The organism is Ruegeria sp. ANG-S4 (assembly GCF_000814005.1).
In the GTDB taxonomy this organism is placed as follows: Bacteria; Pseudomonadota; Alphaproteobacteria; order Rhodobacterales; family Rhodobacteraceae; genus Ruegeria.
In genome coordinates this window covers 49,354-63,569 of the sequence record NZ_JWLK01000007.1, presented here as the reverse complement: position 1 = coordinate 63,569, position 14,216 = coordinate 49,354, and the positions used below count along the sequence as shown (strand labels likewise).

General features: G+C 60.2%; 20 protein-coding genes. 12 read left to right on the top strand and 8 right to left on the bottom strand.

The genetic code is table 11. The annotated features are described in order from the left end of the window. Positions 1-41: 41 nt before the first annotated feature. From ispH to RA28_RS20210, 6 genes are read left to right on the top strand one after another with little or no spacing between them, the layout of a single operon-like run. Positions 42-992, top strand: a complete 951-nt coding sequence (gene ispH, locus RA28_RS20235; protein ID WP_039532759.1) for a 4-hydroxy-3-methylbut-2-enyl diphosphate reductase — start codon at positions 42-44, stop codon at positions 990-992. Then, positions 989-1,441, top strand: coding sequence for a DUF3429 domain-containing protein (locus RA28_RS20230; protein WP_039532757.1), 453 nt, complete (start codon positions 989-991; stop codon positions 1,439-1,441). The genes ispH and RA28_RS20230 overlap by 4 nt, the downstream gene beginning before the upstream one ends. Then, positions 1,438-2,025: a class I SAM-dependent DNA methyltransferase gene (locus tag RA28_RS20225; RefSeq protein ID WP_039532755.1), complete on the top strand. Its 588-nt coding sequence runs from the start codon at positions 1,438-1,440 to the stop codon at positions 2,023-2,025. The genes RA28_RS20230 and RA28_RS20225 overlap by 4 nt, the downstream gene beginning before the upstream one ends. Beyond that, positions 2,018-2,485: a ribonuclease HI gene (gene rnhA, locus RA28_RS20220; RefSeq protein WP_039532753.1), complete on the top strand. Its 468-nt coding sequence runs from the start codon at positions 2,018-2,020 to the stop codon at positions 2,483-2,485. Before RA28_RS20225 ends, rnhA begins: the two co-directional genes overlap by 8 nt. Beyond that, positions 2,482-3,105, top strand: a complete 624-nt coding sequence (locus RA28_RS20215) for a trimeric intracellular cation channel family protein (RefSeq protein ID WP_039532751.1) — start codon at positions 2,482-2,484, stop codon at positions 3,103-3,105. Before rnhA ends, RA28_RS20215 begins: the two co-directional genes overlap by 4 nt. Before the next feature lie 54 nt (positions 3,106-3,159). Then, entirely contained in the window at positions 3,160-3,762 is a 603-nt protein-coding gene (locus tag RA28_RS20210; protein ID WP_039532749.1) for a COG3904 family protein, read from the top strand. Positions 3,763-3,765: 3 nt separating this feature from the next. Here the strand turns inward: RA28_RS20210 and RA28_RS20205 are convergent, their stop codons facing one another. From RA28_RS20205 to def (RA28_RS20185), 5 genes are read right to left on the bottom strand one after another with little or no spacing between them, the layout of a single operon-like run. Beyond that, positions 3,766-4,002 (bottom strand): GlsB/YeaQ/YmgE family stress response membrane protein, encoded by a 237-nt coding sequence (locus tag RA28_RS20205; RefSeq protein WP_039532747.1) that lies wholly within the window; start codon positions 4,000-4,002, stop codon positions 3,766-3,768. 1 nt (position 4,003) lies between these two features. After that, complete coding sequence (locus RA28_RS20200; protein WP_039532745.1) at positions 4,004-4,240, bottom strand: hypothetical protein; 237 nt, start codon at positions 4,238-4,240, stop codon at positions 4,004-4,006. A 6-nt stretch (positions 4,241-4,246) separates the two neighbouring features. After that, complete coding sequence (gene fmt, locus RA28_RS20195) at positions 4,247-5,161, bottom strand: methionyl-tRNA formyltransferase (protein WP_039532743.1); 915 nt, start codon at positions 5,159-5,161, stop codon at positions 4,247-4,249. A gap of 45 nt (positions 5,162-5,206) precedes the next feature. Continuing rightward, entirely contained in the window at positions 5,207-5,701 is a 495-nt protein-coding gene (gene def / locus RA28_RS20190) for a peptide deformylase (RefSeq protein WP_039532741.1), read from the bottom strand. Further along, a complete protein-coding gene (def, locus tag RA28_RS20185) occupies positions 5,698-6,216 on the bottom strand; it encodes a peptide deformylase (protein WP_039532738.1) in 519 nt (172 codons plus the stop codon). Before def (RA28_RS20185) ends, def (RA28_RS20190) begins: the two co-directional genes overlap by 4 nt. A gap of 94 nt (positions 6,217-6,310) precedes the next feature. Between def (RA28_RS20185) and RA28_RS20180 the strand changes: the two genes are divergently transcribed. After that, the gene (locus RA28_RS20180; RefSeq protein WP_039532963.1) at positions 6,311-7,483 is read left to right on the top strand and encodes a MalY/PatB family protein; all 1,173 of its coding nucleotides are present in this window, start codon (positions 6,311-6,313) and stop codon (positions 7,481-7,483) included. Positions 7,484-7,518: 35 nt separating this feature from the next. On the opposite strand, the gene RA28_RS20175 is transcribed toward RA28_RS20180, so the two are convergent. Further along, the gene (locus RA28_RS20175) at positions 7,519-7,872 is read right to left on the bottom strand and encodes a hypothetical protein (protein ID WP_039532737.1); all 354 of its coding nucleotides are present in this window, start codon (positions 7,870-7,872) and stop codon (positions 7,519-7,521) included. Between the two features lie 210 nt (positions 7,873-8,082). On the opposite strand from RA28_RS20175, the gene RA28_RS20170 reads away from it, so the two are divergent. Then, positions 8,083-9,072 carry a glutathione S-transferase family protein gene (locus RA28_RS20170; protein ID WP_039532735.1) on the top strand — a complete coding sequence of 330 codons (990 nt, stop codon included), beginning with the start codon at positions 8,083-8,085 and terminating at the stop codon, positions 9,070-9,072. On the opposite strand, the gene RA28_RS20165 is transcribed toward RA28_RS20170, so the two are convergent. Beyond that, a complete protein-coding gene (locus RA28_RS20165; RefSeq protein WP_039532733.1) occupies positions 9,054-9,416 on the bottom strand; it encodes a response regulator transcription factor in 363 nt (120 codons plus the stop codon). The two genes, RA28_RS20170 and RA28_RS20165, sit on opposite strands and share 19 nt — an antisense overlap. A 183-nt stretch (positions 9,417-9,599) precedes the next feature. On the opposite strand from RA28_RS20165, the gene RA28_RS20160 reads away from it, so the two are divergent. From RA28_RS20160 to RA28_RS20145, 4 genes are all read left to right on the top strand, one after another. Next, positions 9,600-10,565, top strand: coding sequence for a threonine-phosphate decarboxylase (locus RA28_RS20160; RefSeq protein ID WP_052261540.1), 966 nt, complete (start codon positions 9,600-9,602; stop codon positions 10,563-10,565). Next, positions 10,562-11,482: an adenosylcobinamide-phosphate synthase CbiB gene (gene cbiB, locus RA28_RS20155; RefSeq protein ID WP_039532960.1), complete on the top strand. Its 921-nt coding sequence runs from the start codon at positions 10,562-10,564 to the stop codon at positions 11,480-11,482. The genes RA28_RS20160 and cbiB overlap by 4 nt, the downstream gene beginning before the upstream one ends. A 12-nt stretch (positions 11,483-11,494) precedes the next feature. Beyond that, complete coding sequence (locus tag RA28_RS20150) at positions 11,495-12,658, top strand: lytic murein transglycosylase (protein ID WP_039532729.1); 1,164 nt, start codon at positions 11,495-11,497, stop codon at positions 12,656-12,658. Positions 12,659-12,883: 225 nt separating this feature from the next. Further along, entirely contained in the window at positions 12,884-13,645 is a 762-nt protein-coding gene (locus RA28_RS20145; RefSeq protein ID WP_039532728.1) for a hypothetical protein, read from the top strand. 182 nt (positions 13,646-13,827) lie between these two features. Here the strand turns inward: RA28_RS20145 and RA28_RS20140 are convergent, their stop codons facing one another. Beyond that, positions 13,828-14,178, bottom strand: a complete 351-nt coding sequence (locus RA28_RS20140; RefSeq protein ID WP_039532727.1) for a hypothetical protein — start codon at positions 14,176-14,178, stop codon at positions 13,828-13,830. Positions 14,179-14,216: the final 38 nt, after the last annotated feature.

The following is a 14,216-nucleotide window of genomic DNA, read 5'->3' as shown; positions in this document are numbered from 1 at the left end:
CAGCCGCAAAAGCCTTACCTGTCCCTATCAAGGAGACAGCCATGACCAAGCCGCCACTGACATTGTATCTGGCCGCACCGCGCGGCTTCTGCGCCGGTGTCGACCGCGCCATCAAAATTGTCGAGATGGCGCTGCAGAAATGGGGTGCCCCGGTCTATGTCCGGCACGAAATCGTTCACAATAGATTTGTTGTGGATGGTCTGAGGGCAAAAGGCGCCGTGTTCGTCGAAGAACTGGACGAATGCCCGGATGACCGTCCGGTGATTTTTTCGGCCCATGGTGTGCCCAAGTCGGTCCCGGCCGCAGCAGAAAAGCGTGAGATGATATTCGTCGACGCGACCTGCCCATTGGTGTCGAAAGTACACATCGAGGCACAACGCCATTTCGATGCCGGACTGCAAATGATCATGATCGGCCACAAGGGTCATCCCGAAACCGTTGGCACCATGGGCCAGCTGCCCGATGGCGGGGTGCTGCTGGTCGAAACGGTCGAGGATGTGGCCAGCGTCGCGGTCCGCGATCCCGAGAAGCTGGCATTTGTCACCCAAACCACCCTGTCGGTCGATGACACCAAGGATATCATCACCGCGCTCGAGGCGCGGTTTCCGGCCATCGTCGGGCCACACAAGGAAGACATCTGTTATGCCACCACCAACCGGCAGGAAGCGGTGAAGGCGGTTGCGCCAAAATCCGACGCGCTTTTGGTGGTAGGTGCGCCGAACTCGTCGAACTCGCGCCGACTGGTCGAGGTCGCTGCGCGCGCCGGGTGCAGCTACGCGCAACTGGTGCAACGCGCGACCGACATTGACTGGCGCGCGCTTGAGGGGATTTCAAGTATTGCCATTACCGCCGGGGCCTCGGCCCCCGAGGTGCTGGTCAACGAGGTGATTGACGCCTTCCGGGATCATTATGACGTCACCGTCGAACTGGTCGAAACCGCCGTTGAGAATGTCGAGTTCAAAGTTCCCCGCGTGCTGCGGGTGCCCGCATGATAGGTATCCCCCGCGCGCCGCTCTTGCTGGGGCTGGCGGGACTGATCCCGTTTGTCTGGGGCGCACTGACCTATCTGAGCGGTGATCTGAACGACTGGGGCCGTCAGGAACTGGGGTCGCGCTTTGTGGGGCCTTACGTGCAACTCTTCTATGGCTCGGTGATCCTGAGCTTCATGTCGGGCGTGCTGTGGGGGTTTTCCACCAAAACCTCGGGCAGCAAGGCGGCGACCTGTTATACCTTGTCGGTCCTGCCCGCGCTTTGGGCTTTTTTTATGACCGGCGGCGGCCCGGTCAGTGCCGGTACGAACCTGATGTATGGGTTCGCGGGGTTGCTTTTGCTCGACGCTTTGTTCTCATACTGGCGGCTGACCCCGGTCTGGTGGATGCGGTTGCGCATCCTGCTGACCGCCATCGTTCTGATCTGTCTTGCCATAGGGGTAAATCTGTGAGTGATAAGCGGACCATCAACGCCTATACCAACCGGGTTTCCGATTACCTGAGCATGCCGCTGCCCGCCGAACAGATCGAGGCACGACAGGCCTTTGCGGATGCCGTGGGCAAAGGGGGATATGTGCTGGATCTCGGCTCTGGCCCCGGATCGGACAGCGCGTTTCTGATGCGGCAAGGGCTGAAAGTGCGGGCGCTGGATGCCACGCCCGCCTTTGTCGAGCATGCAAAAAACAATGGTGTCGATGCCCATCTGGGGACGTTTGATGACGTCACCGAGGTGGACGAGTATGACGGCGTTTATGCAAGCTTTTCACTGCTGCACGCCCCCCGCGCCGATTTCCCGCGTCATCTGGCCGCGATCCATGCTGCGTTGAAGCCCGGAGGCCGGTTGTCTCTGGGGATGAAGCTGGGCACCGGCGAACATCGCGACCATCTGGATCGCTATTACACCTATTACTCGCGGACCGAGATCGAAGAGGCCCTGACCGATGCGGGGTTCACGGTTGATGGTGCGGTGACAGGGATGGGAAAGGGTTTGGCCGGGTCCTATGACGGGTTCATCGTGGTGTCGGCCCATGCCTGAACTGTTTGCCTATACGGACGGGGCCTGTTCCGGCAATCCCGGCCCCGGAGGCTGGGGTGTGCTGTTGCGTGCGATGGACGGCGAAACCGTCCTGAAAGAGCGCGAACTGAACGGCGGAGAGGCTGAAACCACCAACAACCGGATGGAACTGCTGGCCGCGATCAGCGCGTTGGAGACGCTTGAGAGGGCCTCGGACATCACCATCGTCACAGACAGCGCTTATGTGAAAAACGGCGTCACCGGCTGGATTTTCGGCTGGAAGCGGAACGGCTGGAAAACCTCGAACAAGAAACCGGTCAAGAATGTTGATCTGTGGCAGCGGCTGGACGCGGCGCAAGAGCGTCACACCGTGACCTGGGAATGGGTCAAGGGCCATGCGGGACATCCCGAGAACGAGCGCGCCGATGAACTGGCGCGTGCGGGCATGGCCCCGTTCAAACCCAATAAGGCGCAGGCGTGAGCGGGCTTGCCCTGCTGGATTACGCCTCGGTCCTTGTTTTTGCGCTGACCGGAGCCTTGGTGGCCAGTCGGGCGCAGCTGGATCTGGTAGGCTTTGCCTTCATCGCCTGCCTGACAGCTGTGGGCGGCGGTACGGTGCGTGACCTGCTGCTGGATCGGCACCCCGTTTTCTGGGTCGATCAACCCACTTACATTATGATTGCGTGCGCCGCTGCCGTGATCGTTTTCTTTACCGCCCATCTGATGGAAAGCCGGTACAACTGGCTGATCTGGCTGGACAGCTTTGCCCTGTCCATCGCCGCTGCAGCCGGAACCGGTGCGGCCATGTCGATGGGACAATCCGGCGTCATCACTGTTTTGATGGGCGTGACCACGGGGTGTCTGGGTGGATTGATGCGCGACGTGGTCTGCAACGAGGTCCCGTTGGTACTAAAACAGGGCGAGCTTTATGTGTCCTGCGCTTTCACTGGCGCTCTGACCGCCGTATTTGCCACACGCTTGGGCCTCGACGTACTGCCCGCGCTCGCGCTTTGCGCATTTGTTTGCTGGGTGCTGCGGGCCGGCTCGCTGCTTTTGGGTTGGAAACTGCCGGTCTACAAGGCACGCCCGCCGCGCCGGTAGACGCAAAACCCAATCGTTGATATCACATGAGATCAACAAATTGCGAGGTGTCCGATGAACCACCGCATTCCTTTCCTTGTTTTTGGCCTGTCCCTTCTGACCGCCTGTGCCGAGCAGTACACGCCGGTGACCTTCGTTGCCGACGGTGACCAGATCATCGCAAGTGGCACGATAGACGAAACGACGCTGCAGTCGTTTCTGGAGGTCACATCTGAAAACCCGGACGCCAAGACCCTTGTTCTGCAGAATATCGACGGGTCGGTTGATGACGATGCAAATGTCGTTTTCAGCCGTGTTGTGCGTGTGAAAGGGTTTGATACGGTTGTACCTTCGGATGGTTTGGTGGCCTCTGGCGGGACCGATCTTTTCCTTGCCGGAAACCAGCGTGTACTTGGCCCCGGTGCCTGCGTCGGAGTCCACAGCTGGAGCGGGTCAGGGATTGTCGCGACCGATTTGGCCGAAACGGATCCCGAGCATGGCCGGTACCTTGATTATTTCCGGGATATCGGTGTCGAGGATGACTTTTACTGGTTCACGATTGCTGCGGCGCCGGCGGACGGTATGCACTGGATGACGGCGGCCGAAGCCGATCAGTTCGACCTGACCACGCGCGGTGCTCCGCAGCTTGGATCTGCCGCCGCATGTGACGCGCGATAGACTTCAACGGCGGATGTAGGTCTGCCAGAGCCAGATTATCAACAACGCACCAAGCACCGCGCCGACAAATCCCGAAAGCCAACCCATAACCGCAAGCAAAGTGCGCAGGACCAGACCCCCAACCAAGGCACCAATGATGCCAATCAACATGGTTGTGGGAATGTCCGCCTCGATCCTCATAAGGCGCGTGGCAAGAAAGCCGGCTGCTGCGCCGATGATGATCAGGGCAACCACGGACATCCTATTTCCTCCAATGCGTGGGCACGATGATCAGTGCGCCGATGGATGACAGCACCGCGTCCAGACCGGGCGGACCAAAGCTGATGCCGAACATGATGCGGATGAAGTAGAACAGGAACGCGCCGCCCACGCAGATGATGATCGATTGCAGGTAGCCATTGTGGGTAAAGCCGGTCTTTTCCGACAGATAGCCCACTATCCCGGCAATCACGACGGTGCCCATGAGGACCAAGAACATCTGCGGCTACTCCGATGACAGGCGGGTGCCGACCGGGATGGGCCAGCCCCGCAGAAATGTTTCCTTATCCTGCGCGCCTTTGCCCGCCCTTTGCAAGCGCAGCAGTTCAACGGCCCCCACGCCACACGCAACGTTGAACTGGTCGTCCAGAACCTCGCCCGGTATGCCCTGCCCTTCGGCCAGTCGCGAGGCAAGCAGCTTGATCCGGTCGCCCGCAGCTTCGGTCCATGCGCCGGGAAACGGGGACAGGCCGCGGATTTGCCTGTCGACTTCGGCGGCGGGGGAGGACCAGTCGATCCGCGCCTCGGATTTGTCGATCTTGGCGGCATAGGTCACGCCGATGTCGGGCTGAGGCTCGGGGGTCAGATCGGGCAGCTTGGCAAGCGCCTCAACAATCAGCGCCGCACCCATGTCCGACAGGCGGTCGTGCAGGTCTGCGGTGGTCTCCTCGGGGCCGATATCGGTTGTTTCACGCAGCAGGACGGGGCCGGTGTCCAACCCGGCCTCCATCTGCATGATACAGATGCCGGTTTGCGCATCGCCTGCCATGATCGCGCGGTGGATCGGCGCGGCCCCGCGCCAGCGTGGCAAAAGGCTGGCGTGGATGTTCAGGCAGCCATGGATCGGCGCGTCCAGTATGGGTTGCGGCAGGATCAGGCCGTAGGCGACAACCACGGCCACATCGGCCTTTAGCGCCGCAAATCGCGCCTGCTCATCCGGGGATTTGAGCGATGTGGGATGGCGCACCTCAAGCCCCAGCGCCTCGGCACGGGCATGGACCGGGGTTGGGCGGTCTTTCTTGCCGCGACCGGCGGGGCGCGGCGGTTGGCAGTAGACAGCCGCGATCTCGTGCCCGGCCTTGACGAGTGCGTCCAGAACAGGGACCGAGAAATCAGGCGTTCCCATGAAGATGATGCGCATTGTCGGCTCCGGGGGGATGGGGCGAGTGCCGGGCTGAAGCCCGGTCTACGCGTTTTTTTTGGCTTTGCGCAACAGCATGTCGCGTTTGACCTTGCTGAGCCGGTCGAAATACATCCGCCCGTTCAGGTGGTCGATTTGGTGCTGCACGCTGGTGGCCTCGATCCCCACAAAATCGCGGCGATCGATCTGGCCCTGTTCATTGAGAAACTTCACGGTGACCGCGCGGGGCCGTTTCACCTTGGCCGAGACGCCGGGCAGGTTCGGGCTGGCCTCATCATGTTCACGCAATTCGACCGAACTGTGCAGAATCTCGGGGTTGGCCAGCCGCACTGCTCTGCCCCGCTGGGTCGAGCCATCGACAACGGCCAGCCGCAACATCACCCCGATCTGGGGCGCGGCGAGGCCGACGCCCGGCATCGCCTCCATCGTGTCGATCATGTCGTTCCAGATCGCGCGAATCTCATCGGTGATTTCGGGGACCTTCTCGGCCTTGGTTCGCAGGCGCTTGTCGGGCCAGGGCAGGCAGGTGCGGACGCTCATGCGCGGGCTTTCTCGCGCTTGAGTTTCTGCATCTTGCGCGTGATCATCTGGCGCTTGAGCGGCTTGAGGTAGTCGATAAAGAGCTTGCCGTTCAGGTGATCGATCTCGTGCTGAACGCAGGTGGCCCAAAGGTCGTCAAAGGTTTCCTGCTGCAGATTGCCGTCGCGGTCCATCCATGTCACATCCACGACCTTGGGGCGGGTCACTTCGGCATATTGCTCGGGGATCGACAGGCAGCCTTCCTCGTAGACATTGGTCTCGTCCGAGGCGGCGATGACCTCGGGGTTGAACATCACCAAGGGGCGCGGGGCCGCGCCTTCTTCCTTGATGCAATCCAACACGATCAGCCGGTCGAGCACGCCGATCTGCGGTGCGGCAAGTCCAATGCCGGGCGCGTCATACATCGTCTCCAGCATGTCATCGGCCAGTTTGCGCAGGTCATCGGTGATGTCGGCCACCGGCGCGCAGACCTTTTTCAGGCGGGGATCGGGATGGATCAGGATATTGCGTTTCATGGGGCTGATTTAGGCCATCAGGCCCGTCACCGCAACGGCCCCCTTGCACATGGTGGAATTGTGGTTAGCTTTCGCCGCGACAGATGGAGATGACATGACTTTCAACAACCCGATCGACCGCCGTGGCACCCAGAGTTCAAAGTGGGACAAGATGGAGCAGCTGTATGGCGTCTCGCCCAAAGACGGGCTGGCCATGTGGACCGCGGACTCCGATTTTTCCACGGCACCCTGCGTGATCGACGCGGTGCGTCAGGCTGCTGATCATGGTGTTTTCGGGTATTCCTGGATGCATCCGGAATATCTGAATGCGATCCAGTGGTGGATGAAGACGCGCCACGACTGGGAGATCGATTCGGATTGGATTCTGACGTCGCAGGGATTGGGCAACGCGATCGCACTCTGTCTCGATGTCTGGAGCGAACCCGGCGATGGGGTCGTGATTTTTCCGCCCGTTTACCACGAATTCGCCAACAAGGTGAACAAGGCGGGCCGGCGTGTTGTCGAATGCCCGCTCGTGCGCGAAGGCAACAGCTATGCGCTGGATCTGGACGATGCGCAATCGCGGCTGGATGGCTCTGAAAAAGTTCTGCTTTGGTGTTCGCCACAGAACCCGTCGGGCCGGGTCTGGACTGCGGATGAATTGCGCGCAGTTGCAGATTTTGCCCGGCGCAATGGCTTGATCCTGGTCGCGGATGAGATCCATCACGATCTCGTCTATCCCGGCAACACCTTCGTGCCGATGGATGTGGCCGCCCCGGACGCCCGCCCATGGACCGTTACGTTGACCGCCGCGTCCAAGACGTTCAACATTGCGGGCCAACGCACGGGCAACATGATCATCCCGGATACAAAGCTGCGGGCAGACATGCGGCAACGGCAGATTTCGCTGGACTACGACCCAAGCGCCTTGGGCGTGGCGATGATCACCGCGGCATACTCACCGGAAGGCGCGAAATGGGTTGATGAACAAATCGCCCATCTGGATGCCAACCGAAAACTGTTCGACGCAGCCATTGCTGACATTCCGGGGCTCTGGTCAATGCCGCTGCAGGCAACGTATCTTGCCTGGGTCGATTTCTCGGGCACCGGAATGGACCACGCCGAATTCGTGAAACGCCTGCGCGATGATGCGCGGATTGCAACCTCTTCCGGGCCCGGCTTCGGTTCCGGCGGCGAGACGTTCGAGCGGTTCAATCTGGCAACGCAGCACGCAAGGGTCGAAGAGGCGTGCAAACGGTTGAAGGCCGCGTTTGGCGATTTGCAGTGAACGGCTGACCCGGCGGTCGGCCTGCTGGATCAGCCCTAATCCTTGAAGCCCAGCAACGCGATGGGCGCATCCGGTGCGCGATAGAAATCGAGCGGCGCCTTGTCCGTCGCAACGGTGTTGCGTTTGAACTCGTACTGCATTTCGCCGCCATCTTCCTGCGCTGCAACGATCAGGCATTGATAGAGATGGTTCGCGCCGTCGAAGATATCGACAAGCCCGCGCAGACGGGGCGTTTCGGCGGCTTCTACAGCAAACCCATCACGCCACAATCTGAGTATTTTGAAGCTATTGTCGCCCAACTCGACACGCAGACGGCTGGACTTCTTTAGGGAAGCGATTCGCGCGGCATCCAACTCTGCGCGTATTTCCCTTGAAACATAGGTACTCATCCAACGAACTCCCCCGGGCTGCTTCTTATTTTGAACCTTTAATCGTAAAATTCCAGTGAACCGTGTCACACTGCCTCACATCAAATGTGGGTTTGGTGCGTTCAGGTCGGATGGACCTGTGCATCGGCGCAGGGAATATGCGCGTGCGACGGCATAGGAAGACATAGCATTCAAGCCTATCTTTGCCCCAGCGATGACGGGGAGAACGGCATGGGACTACTTGTAGACGGTGAATGGCACGACACTTGGTATGACACCAAATCCACGGGCGGCGCATTCAAACGCTCGGCGGCGCAGTTTCGCAACTGGCTAACTGCGGACGGCAGTGCCGGACCATCTGGACAAGCAGGGTTCAATGCCGAAAGCGGGCGCTATCATCTCTATGTCAGCCACGCCTGTCCCTGGGCGCACCGCACATTGGTTTTTCGCGAACTGAAAGGGTTGAGCGATCATATATCGGTATCTGTCGTGCATCCCGACATGCTGGATCAAGGCTGGACCTTTGAAGCGGATGACCACGGCGCAACCGGTGATACGATCTATGGTCTGGAGTTTGCGCATCAGATCTACACCAAGGCTGATCCAACCTATTCGGGTCGCGTGACTGTCCCAATCCTGTGGGACAAGGAACGGGAAACGATCGTGTCGAACGAAAGCTCTGAAATCATCCGCATGTTCAATTCGGCGTTCGACGGGATAACCGGAAACACGGGCGATTATTGGCCCGAAGCACTGCGTGATGACATCGAAGCGGTCAACACCCGCATTTATTCGGACGTGAACAATGGCGTCTACAAATCCGGTTTTGCCACCACGCAAGAGGCGTATGATGCGGCGGTAAACCCCTTGTTTGACACGTTGGATTGGCTTGAGGAGCGTCTTTCAAGCAACCGCTACCTGATGGGTGACCGGTTAACCGAGGCTGACTGGCGGCTTTTCACGACCCTGATCCGATTTGATCCGGTCTATCACCTGCATTTCAAGTGCAACCGACGGCGTTTGATCGATTACCCGAACCTCTGGGCTTACACCCGCGAACTGTACCAATGGCCCGGTGTCGCGGGGACCGTGAACCTGAACCACATCGTGCGCCACTATCATTACAGCCACGACAGCATTAATCCCAACCGGATCATCCCGACAAATCCCGTGCTGGATTATCTTGAACCGCACGGACGCGGTCAGCGACCAGCTGCATAGTGTTCAACCATCGCCGCCAGATCTTCTGGCGGCGTACCGCTTTGCACATAGGCGCAGGCATTGGGACTGTGGGCAAAGATGGATCCATCCGAGAAAAACGTGGTGTTGGTGACAAAGATCACCCGCGCCTCGGGCCTGCGATAGCTGGCAAAATCCGCAACAGCCAACGCACTGCCGGTTTCCAAGACCAGATCCAGCACAATGATGTCAAAGGCCGTGCCGTAAAGCGCAAGGATAGCAGCCTCCTGCCCGGCAACCAGAGTGACCTCGGTGCCTTGCCTTTCCAGATGCCTTCGCCATACCCGACCGAGGTCGGGATTACTCTCAACAATCAGAACTTTCATTTGCAACAACCTCGGCACTTGGTATGGTGAGTGGTGCCGATCCCCGTGCTCCGTGATCCCGTGATTTCCTTAACAAAGTGTTAACGCCCACCCCGCCGACGCCCGATCGCGCGGATTTGCTTGTGTAACCGGCATAAATCCGCTTGAACCGGGCCAAGAATGGCGAATCCGGCTGAGGGGCCAATGGCTGATCCTACCAAAAACCTGAATCCACGTGCTGCGCGTGACCACGGGGGTGGACTGGATTGCGCCGTCAGGTCTTACGGCGGGAATCGCGCTGACTGGATTGATCTTTCAACGGGCATCAATCCTCACGCCTTCAAGGTGTCGGGCCTGCAAAGTGCAGACTGGTGCGACCTGCCTGACCACGGCGCATTCGGGCGTTTGTCGGATGCGGCGCGGCGGTTCTGGAATGTGCCCGATGGGGCCGCGATCTTGCCCGCGCCCGGCGCATCGGCGGTGATCGCGCGCCTGCCCGCGCTGGCAGCGACAGGCCGGGTTCAGATCACCACGCCCACCTATAACGAACACGCCGCTGCCTTTGCCGCGCAGGGTTGGCGGGTGCAGGAAACCGGCCCGGCCGAGGCGCGGGTGATCGTGCACCCCAATAATCCCGATGGACGTCTGTGGGGCGAAGCCGATGTCGATGCCCCGCTGACCGTAATTGACGAGAGCTTTTGTGACGTGGTGCCCGAAGCCTCGCTGATCCATCTGGCCGCGCGGCCCGGTGTGATCGTGCTGAAAAGCTTTGGCAAGTTCTGGGGGCTGGCCGGTCTGCGGCTGGGTTTCGCCATCGGTGAGCCGGACCTGATTGCGCGGCTGAACGATCTGACAGGGCCCTGGGCGGTTTCCGGCCCTGCCCTTCGGATCGGCACGCAAGCGTTGCAGGATACGGATTGGGCGGTGGCAACCCGTAGCCGTCTGGCAGACGAGGCCGCGCGGCTGGACCAGCTTGTCACGGCCAAGGGCGCGCGGCTGGTCGGTGGGACCAGCCTATTCCGGCTCTATGAGGTTGATGACGCGGCTGCGTGGCAGGCCCGGCTGGGCCGCGCGCATATCTGGAGCCGTATCTTCCCCTATTCCCGAACCTATCTGCGCCTCGGGATCCCTCCGGCGGACGGTTGGGCGCGGTTGGAGGCGGCGCTGTGAGCACAGCGTTTGTTCTGGTCTGCGCGCTTTGTCTGGACGCTGCGTTGGGTGAGCCTGACTGGTTGTGGTCCCGGATACGCCACCCGGCGGTGATGATCGGCACTGTCATCGCGTGGCTCGACAAGCGCCTGAACCACGGGCAGCAGCGACGGATCAAGGGGATTGGTGTTGTACTGCTGCTGGTTCTGGCGGCTTACCTGCTGGGCCGAGGGTTATCCTTGCTGGGTCCGGTGGCCGAGATCGTGATCTGCGCGATCCTGCTGGCGCAGAGGTCACTGGTCGATCATGTGCGGGCCGTTGGCGATGGCCTGAATGCCTCGCTGAGCGAGGGGCGGGCGCAGGTTGCGATGATCGTCTCGCGCGATACGCGCGACATGACAGAGGCGCAGGTTGCACGCTCTGCCATCGAAAGCGCCGCTGAAAACCTCAGCGACGGGGTGATTGCCCCGGCCTTCTGGTTCCTGGTCGCGGGTTTGCCGGGGTTGCTGATCTACAAGGCGGTCAACACCGCCGACAGCATGATCGGCTATCGCAACGATAAATACCGTGCCTTTGGCTGGGCCGCCGCGCGGCTGGACGATGTGCTGAACCTGATCCCCGCCCGCCTGACCTTTGTGATGATCGTGGCGCTGTCCGGCCAATGGGCCCGCTGGGGTGAGATGGTGCGGGATGCAAGCCGCCATATCTCACCCAACGCGGGCTGGCCCGAAGCGGCAATGGCGCGCGCGCTGAACGTCGCCCTGGCCGGGCCGCGCAGCTATGACGGACAGATGCGGGACCTCGCCTGGGTCAACGGCGATGCGCCGCGCGACATCGGCGCGGCGGAGGTTTTCCGCGCATGCGACATGCTGTGGCGCATCTGGGGGCTTGCGCTTGGGCTGGTCTCGGTGTGGGTTGGGCTGAACTTTATCTTCTGACGGACCTGTTTCATGCGTTTCTTCTCTGCCCTTGTGGCTGCCACCCTGCTGACCTCACCCGCCTTGGCCCAATGTGGCGGCGGGTTCAACGATTTCGTCAACGGCCTGAAATCCGAAGCGGCACAGCGCGGGTTTGACAGCACAACGGTGAACGGGTTTTTCAATGGCGTGCAGCAGGACGGTGCGGTGCTGAGGGCCGACCGGGCGCAGGGCGTGTTTCAGAAACCCTTCATCGATTTCTCGCGCCGCCTGATCTCGCAAAACCGGATCGACCGGGGCAAGGCGATGTCGGTCCAGTATGACGCGGTCTTTGATCGGATCGAGCGGGAATACGGTGTTTCGCGCGGGGTGCTGCTGGCCTTCTGGGCCTTTGAGACCGATTATGGCGCGGTTCAGGGCGACTTTAACACCCGCAACGCATTGGTCACGCTGGCCCATGATTGCCGTCGGCCCGAGCTGTTCCGGCCGCAGATCTTCGCGGCAATCGAGCTGTACCGCCAGGGCAATTTCGATCCCGCCCGCACCACGGGCGCGTGGGCCGGAGAGATCGGCATGGTGCAGATGCTGCCGCAGGACATTCTGGACAACGGCGTGGACGGCGATGGCAATGGTCAGGTGTCACTGAAAACCTCTGCACCTGACGCGCTGATGTCGGGGGCCAAGATGCTGTCGCATCTGGGCTGGCAACCGGGTCAGCCGTGGCTGCAGGAGGTGACGGTACCCGCGCAGATGGACTGGTCCCTGTCCGGTCCCGGCAAACCGCGCCCTGTTTCCGACTGGCAGGCGATGGGGGTTCAGGCCCGCAGCGGGTCGCTGGCCAACCTTCCTGCCTCTCTGATCCTGCCGCAAGGGCACAAAGGGCCCGCCTTTCTGGCTTATCCGAATTTCGACGTTTATTTCGAATGGAACCAGAGCTTTGTTTATGTCCTGACCGCCGCTTATTTCGGCACCCGGCTAGAGGGTGGGCAGATTTACAACGCGGGCAATCCGGCACCGGGGCTGAACGGGGCGCAGATGAAGCAGTTGCAGACCAAACTGCAGGCGCGTGGTCATGACGTGGGCAAGATCGACGGTATTCTGGGGGCCGGAACGCGGGCGGCAGTGCAGGCCGAACAAGCGCGGCTGGGCATGCCTGCGGATGCGTGGCCGACGGTGGAGTTGTTAGGGCGGTTGTAACGCTATGTCTGGTTAGAGTCGATGTTTAATGATGGCGCTGATCTCTCGAAAGACTGCATCGACGACGCGCGAACTAGGCATAGAAATTCCATTTTTTTGAAACCGCTTGCCGTCTCCACGCTTTGCTGAGAATACGCACCCGTGCGCGCAGATCTTTCAACTAAGTCAGCTGCTCGGCAGCAAAAAGATCTTGGCGTTGATGAACAAACCTAGCGGAGCCCCACTATGACTTTCGAGTATTATCGCCATGCCCTTCCAGATTGTAGAAACGTACATGATTCGCGCCTATTGATCGCCAAGGAAGGAGCACTCGAAGTTCGCTATGCGCCTTTCGATCATGTAAACCACGATGCCAAACTCGTAATCCTCGGCATAACTCCAGGTGAACAACAGGCTGACGCTGCAATTCTCGAAGTAGGTCGTGCTTTGCGCTCGGGTGAGAGCGATGCCGTTGCACTCTCTCGCGCCAAAGCGCACGCTTCCTTTGCCGGCCCCATGCGCACTAACCTCGTGGCTATGCTAGATGCGATCGGATTGAACAAAGCGTTCGGAATTGCTTCTTGCGCATCGCTCTGGGGCGCAAACGTTGATCTTGTGCACTTCGCCTCAGCATTGCGATATCCAGTGTTCAAAGACGGAAAGAACTATACCGGCTCATCTCCAAAGATGACTACCTCTACACTCCTACGCCAACAGTTGCTAAGCTACACGACCCCAGAACTCGCATCGATTCCTAATGCTCTAATCCTGCCGCTTGGTCCGTCTGTGATAGAAGCGTGTCGTTATCTCGTACGGGAGGACCAGCTGGACCCTCTTCGCATTATCGAAGGCGTGCCGCACCCATCCGGCGCTAACGGTGAGCGCATTTCATTTTTTCTGGGGCGGAAAGAAAGAAATGCGCTCTCAAGGCAAACTGATCCAGTCAAGATCGAGGCTGGACGCGAGGCTGCACTCCAAACCGTCGCGAAGTGGCGCGCAATGGTGTAGCCTTGCGCTATTCCAAATTTGGTTTCGTGGCAGAGCCTGATTAAGAGCTAGGGTAGCGGCAAACGGAGAGTTTCCCGTCAATTAGGCCGCTTATTTTTGGTCCGCACAACCGACATTGGTCCAAAGACATCAAAGTCCGCGTTGCGGTCGTCGGAATAAGTGATTGAGGGCTTGTGTCCGCCTCACTCCGGCCGCACCGGATAGCGGTGCCCGTTTTCATCGATCAGGATCAATCGCTCGCCGCTGCGGACGTACAGGTCACATCGGCCGAAGCCGTTGCGATAGGCGATGCAGACGCTGCCGTCTTCGGCGATCGTGTAGGTGCCGAAGGCGGATTCTCCGCTGGCGTAGGTGTAGGAATAGGCACCTCCGGCTGAGTATCTGGACTGGCCATCGTCGTAGAAGGTCAGCGTTTGACCCGCCAGCGCGTCAAGTTCTTGCGGGCTGAGGGGGACGTCTCCGGGTTTTGTGGCCCAGTCGGTGGCCAAGGCGGGGGTTGCAACGAAGCTCAGGATCAGGACGGTATATCTCATCCGGGCAGTGTATCCCGGCATCGCAAAAGGTGGCATAA

Excerpts from the sequence above, each read along its gene's own strand:
- RA28_RS20205 (WP_039532747.1), bottom strand. The coding sequence starts at position 4,002 with ATGTCCGTGGTTGCCCTGATCATCATCGGCGCAGCAGCCGGCTTTCTT.
- RA28_RS20150 (WP_039532729.1), top strand. The coding sequence starts at position 11,495 with ATGCGTTTCTTCTCTGCCCTTGTGGCTGCCACCCTGCTGACCTCACCC.
- fmt (WP_039532743.1), bottom strand. The coding sequence starts at position 5,161 with ATGCGCATCATCTTCATGGGAACGCCTGATTTCTCGGTCCCTGTTCTG.
- def (WP_039532741.1), bottom strand. The coding sequence starts at position 5,701 with ATGAGCGTCCGCACCTGCCTGCCCTGGCCCGACAAGCGCCTGCGAACC.
- RA28_RS20140 (WP_039532727.1), bottom strand. The coding sequence starts at position 14,178 with ATGAGATATACCGTCCTGATCCTGAGCTTCGTTGCAACCCCCGCCTTG.
- def (WP_039532738.1), bottom strand. The coding sequence starts at position 6,216 with ATGAAACGCAATATCCTGATCCATCCCGATCCCCGCCTGAAAAAGGTC.
- RA28_RS20145 (WP_039532728.1), top strand. The coding sequence starts at position 12,884 with ATGACTTTCGAGTATTATCGCCATGCCCTTCCAGATTGTAGAAACGTA.
- RA28_RS20180 (WP_039532963.1), top strand. The coding sequence starts at position 6,311 with ATGACTTTCAACAACCCGATCGACCGCCGTGGCACCCAGAGTTCAAAG.
- RA28_RS20170 (WP_039532735.1), top strand. The coding sequence starts at position 8,083 with ATGGGACTACTTGTAGACGGTGAATGGCACGACACTTGGTATGACACC.
- RA28_RS20210 (WP_039532749.1), top strand. The coding sequence starts at position 3,160 with ATGAACCACCGCATTCCTTTCCTTGTTTTTGGCCTGTCCCTTCTGACC.
- RA28_RS20175 (WP_039532737.1), bottom strand. The coding sequence starts at position 7,872 with ATGAGTACCTATGTTTCAAGGGAAATACGCGCAGAGTTGGATGCCGCG.
- RA28_RS20200 (WP_039532745.1), bottom strand. The coding sequence starts at position 4,240 with ATGTTCTTGGTCCTCATGGGCACCGTCGTGATTGCCGGGATAGTGGGC.
- RA28_RS20160 (WP_052261540.1), top strand. The coding sequence starts at position 9,600 with ATGGCTGATCCTACCAAAAACCTGAATCCACGTGCTGCGCGTGACCAC.
- RA28_RS20230 (WP_039532757.1), top strand. The coding sequence starts at position 989 with ATGATAGGTATCCCCCGCGCGCCGCTCTTGCTGGGGCTGGCGGGACTG.
- rnhA (WP_039532753.1), top strand. The coding sequence starts at position 2,018 with ATGCCTGAACTGTTTGCCTATACGGACGGGGCCTGTTCCGGCAATCCC.
- ispH (WP_039532759.1), top strand. The coding sequence starts at position 42 with ATGACCAAGCCGCCACTGACATTGTATCTGGCCGCACCGCGCGGCTTC.
- RA28_RS20165 (WP_039532733.1), bottom strand. The coding sequence starts at position 9,416 with ATGAAAGTTCTGATTGTTGAGAGTAATCCCGACCTCGGTCGGGTATGG.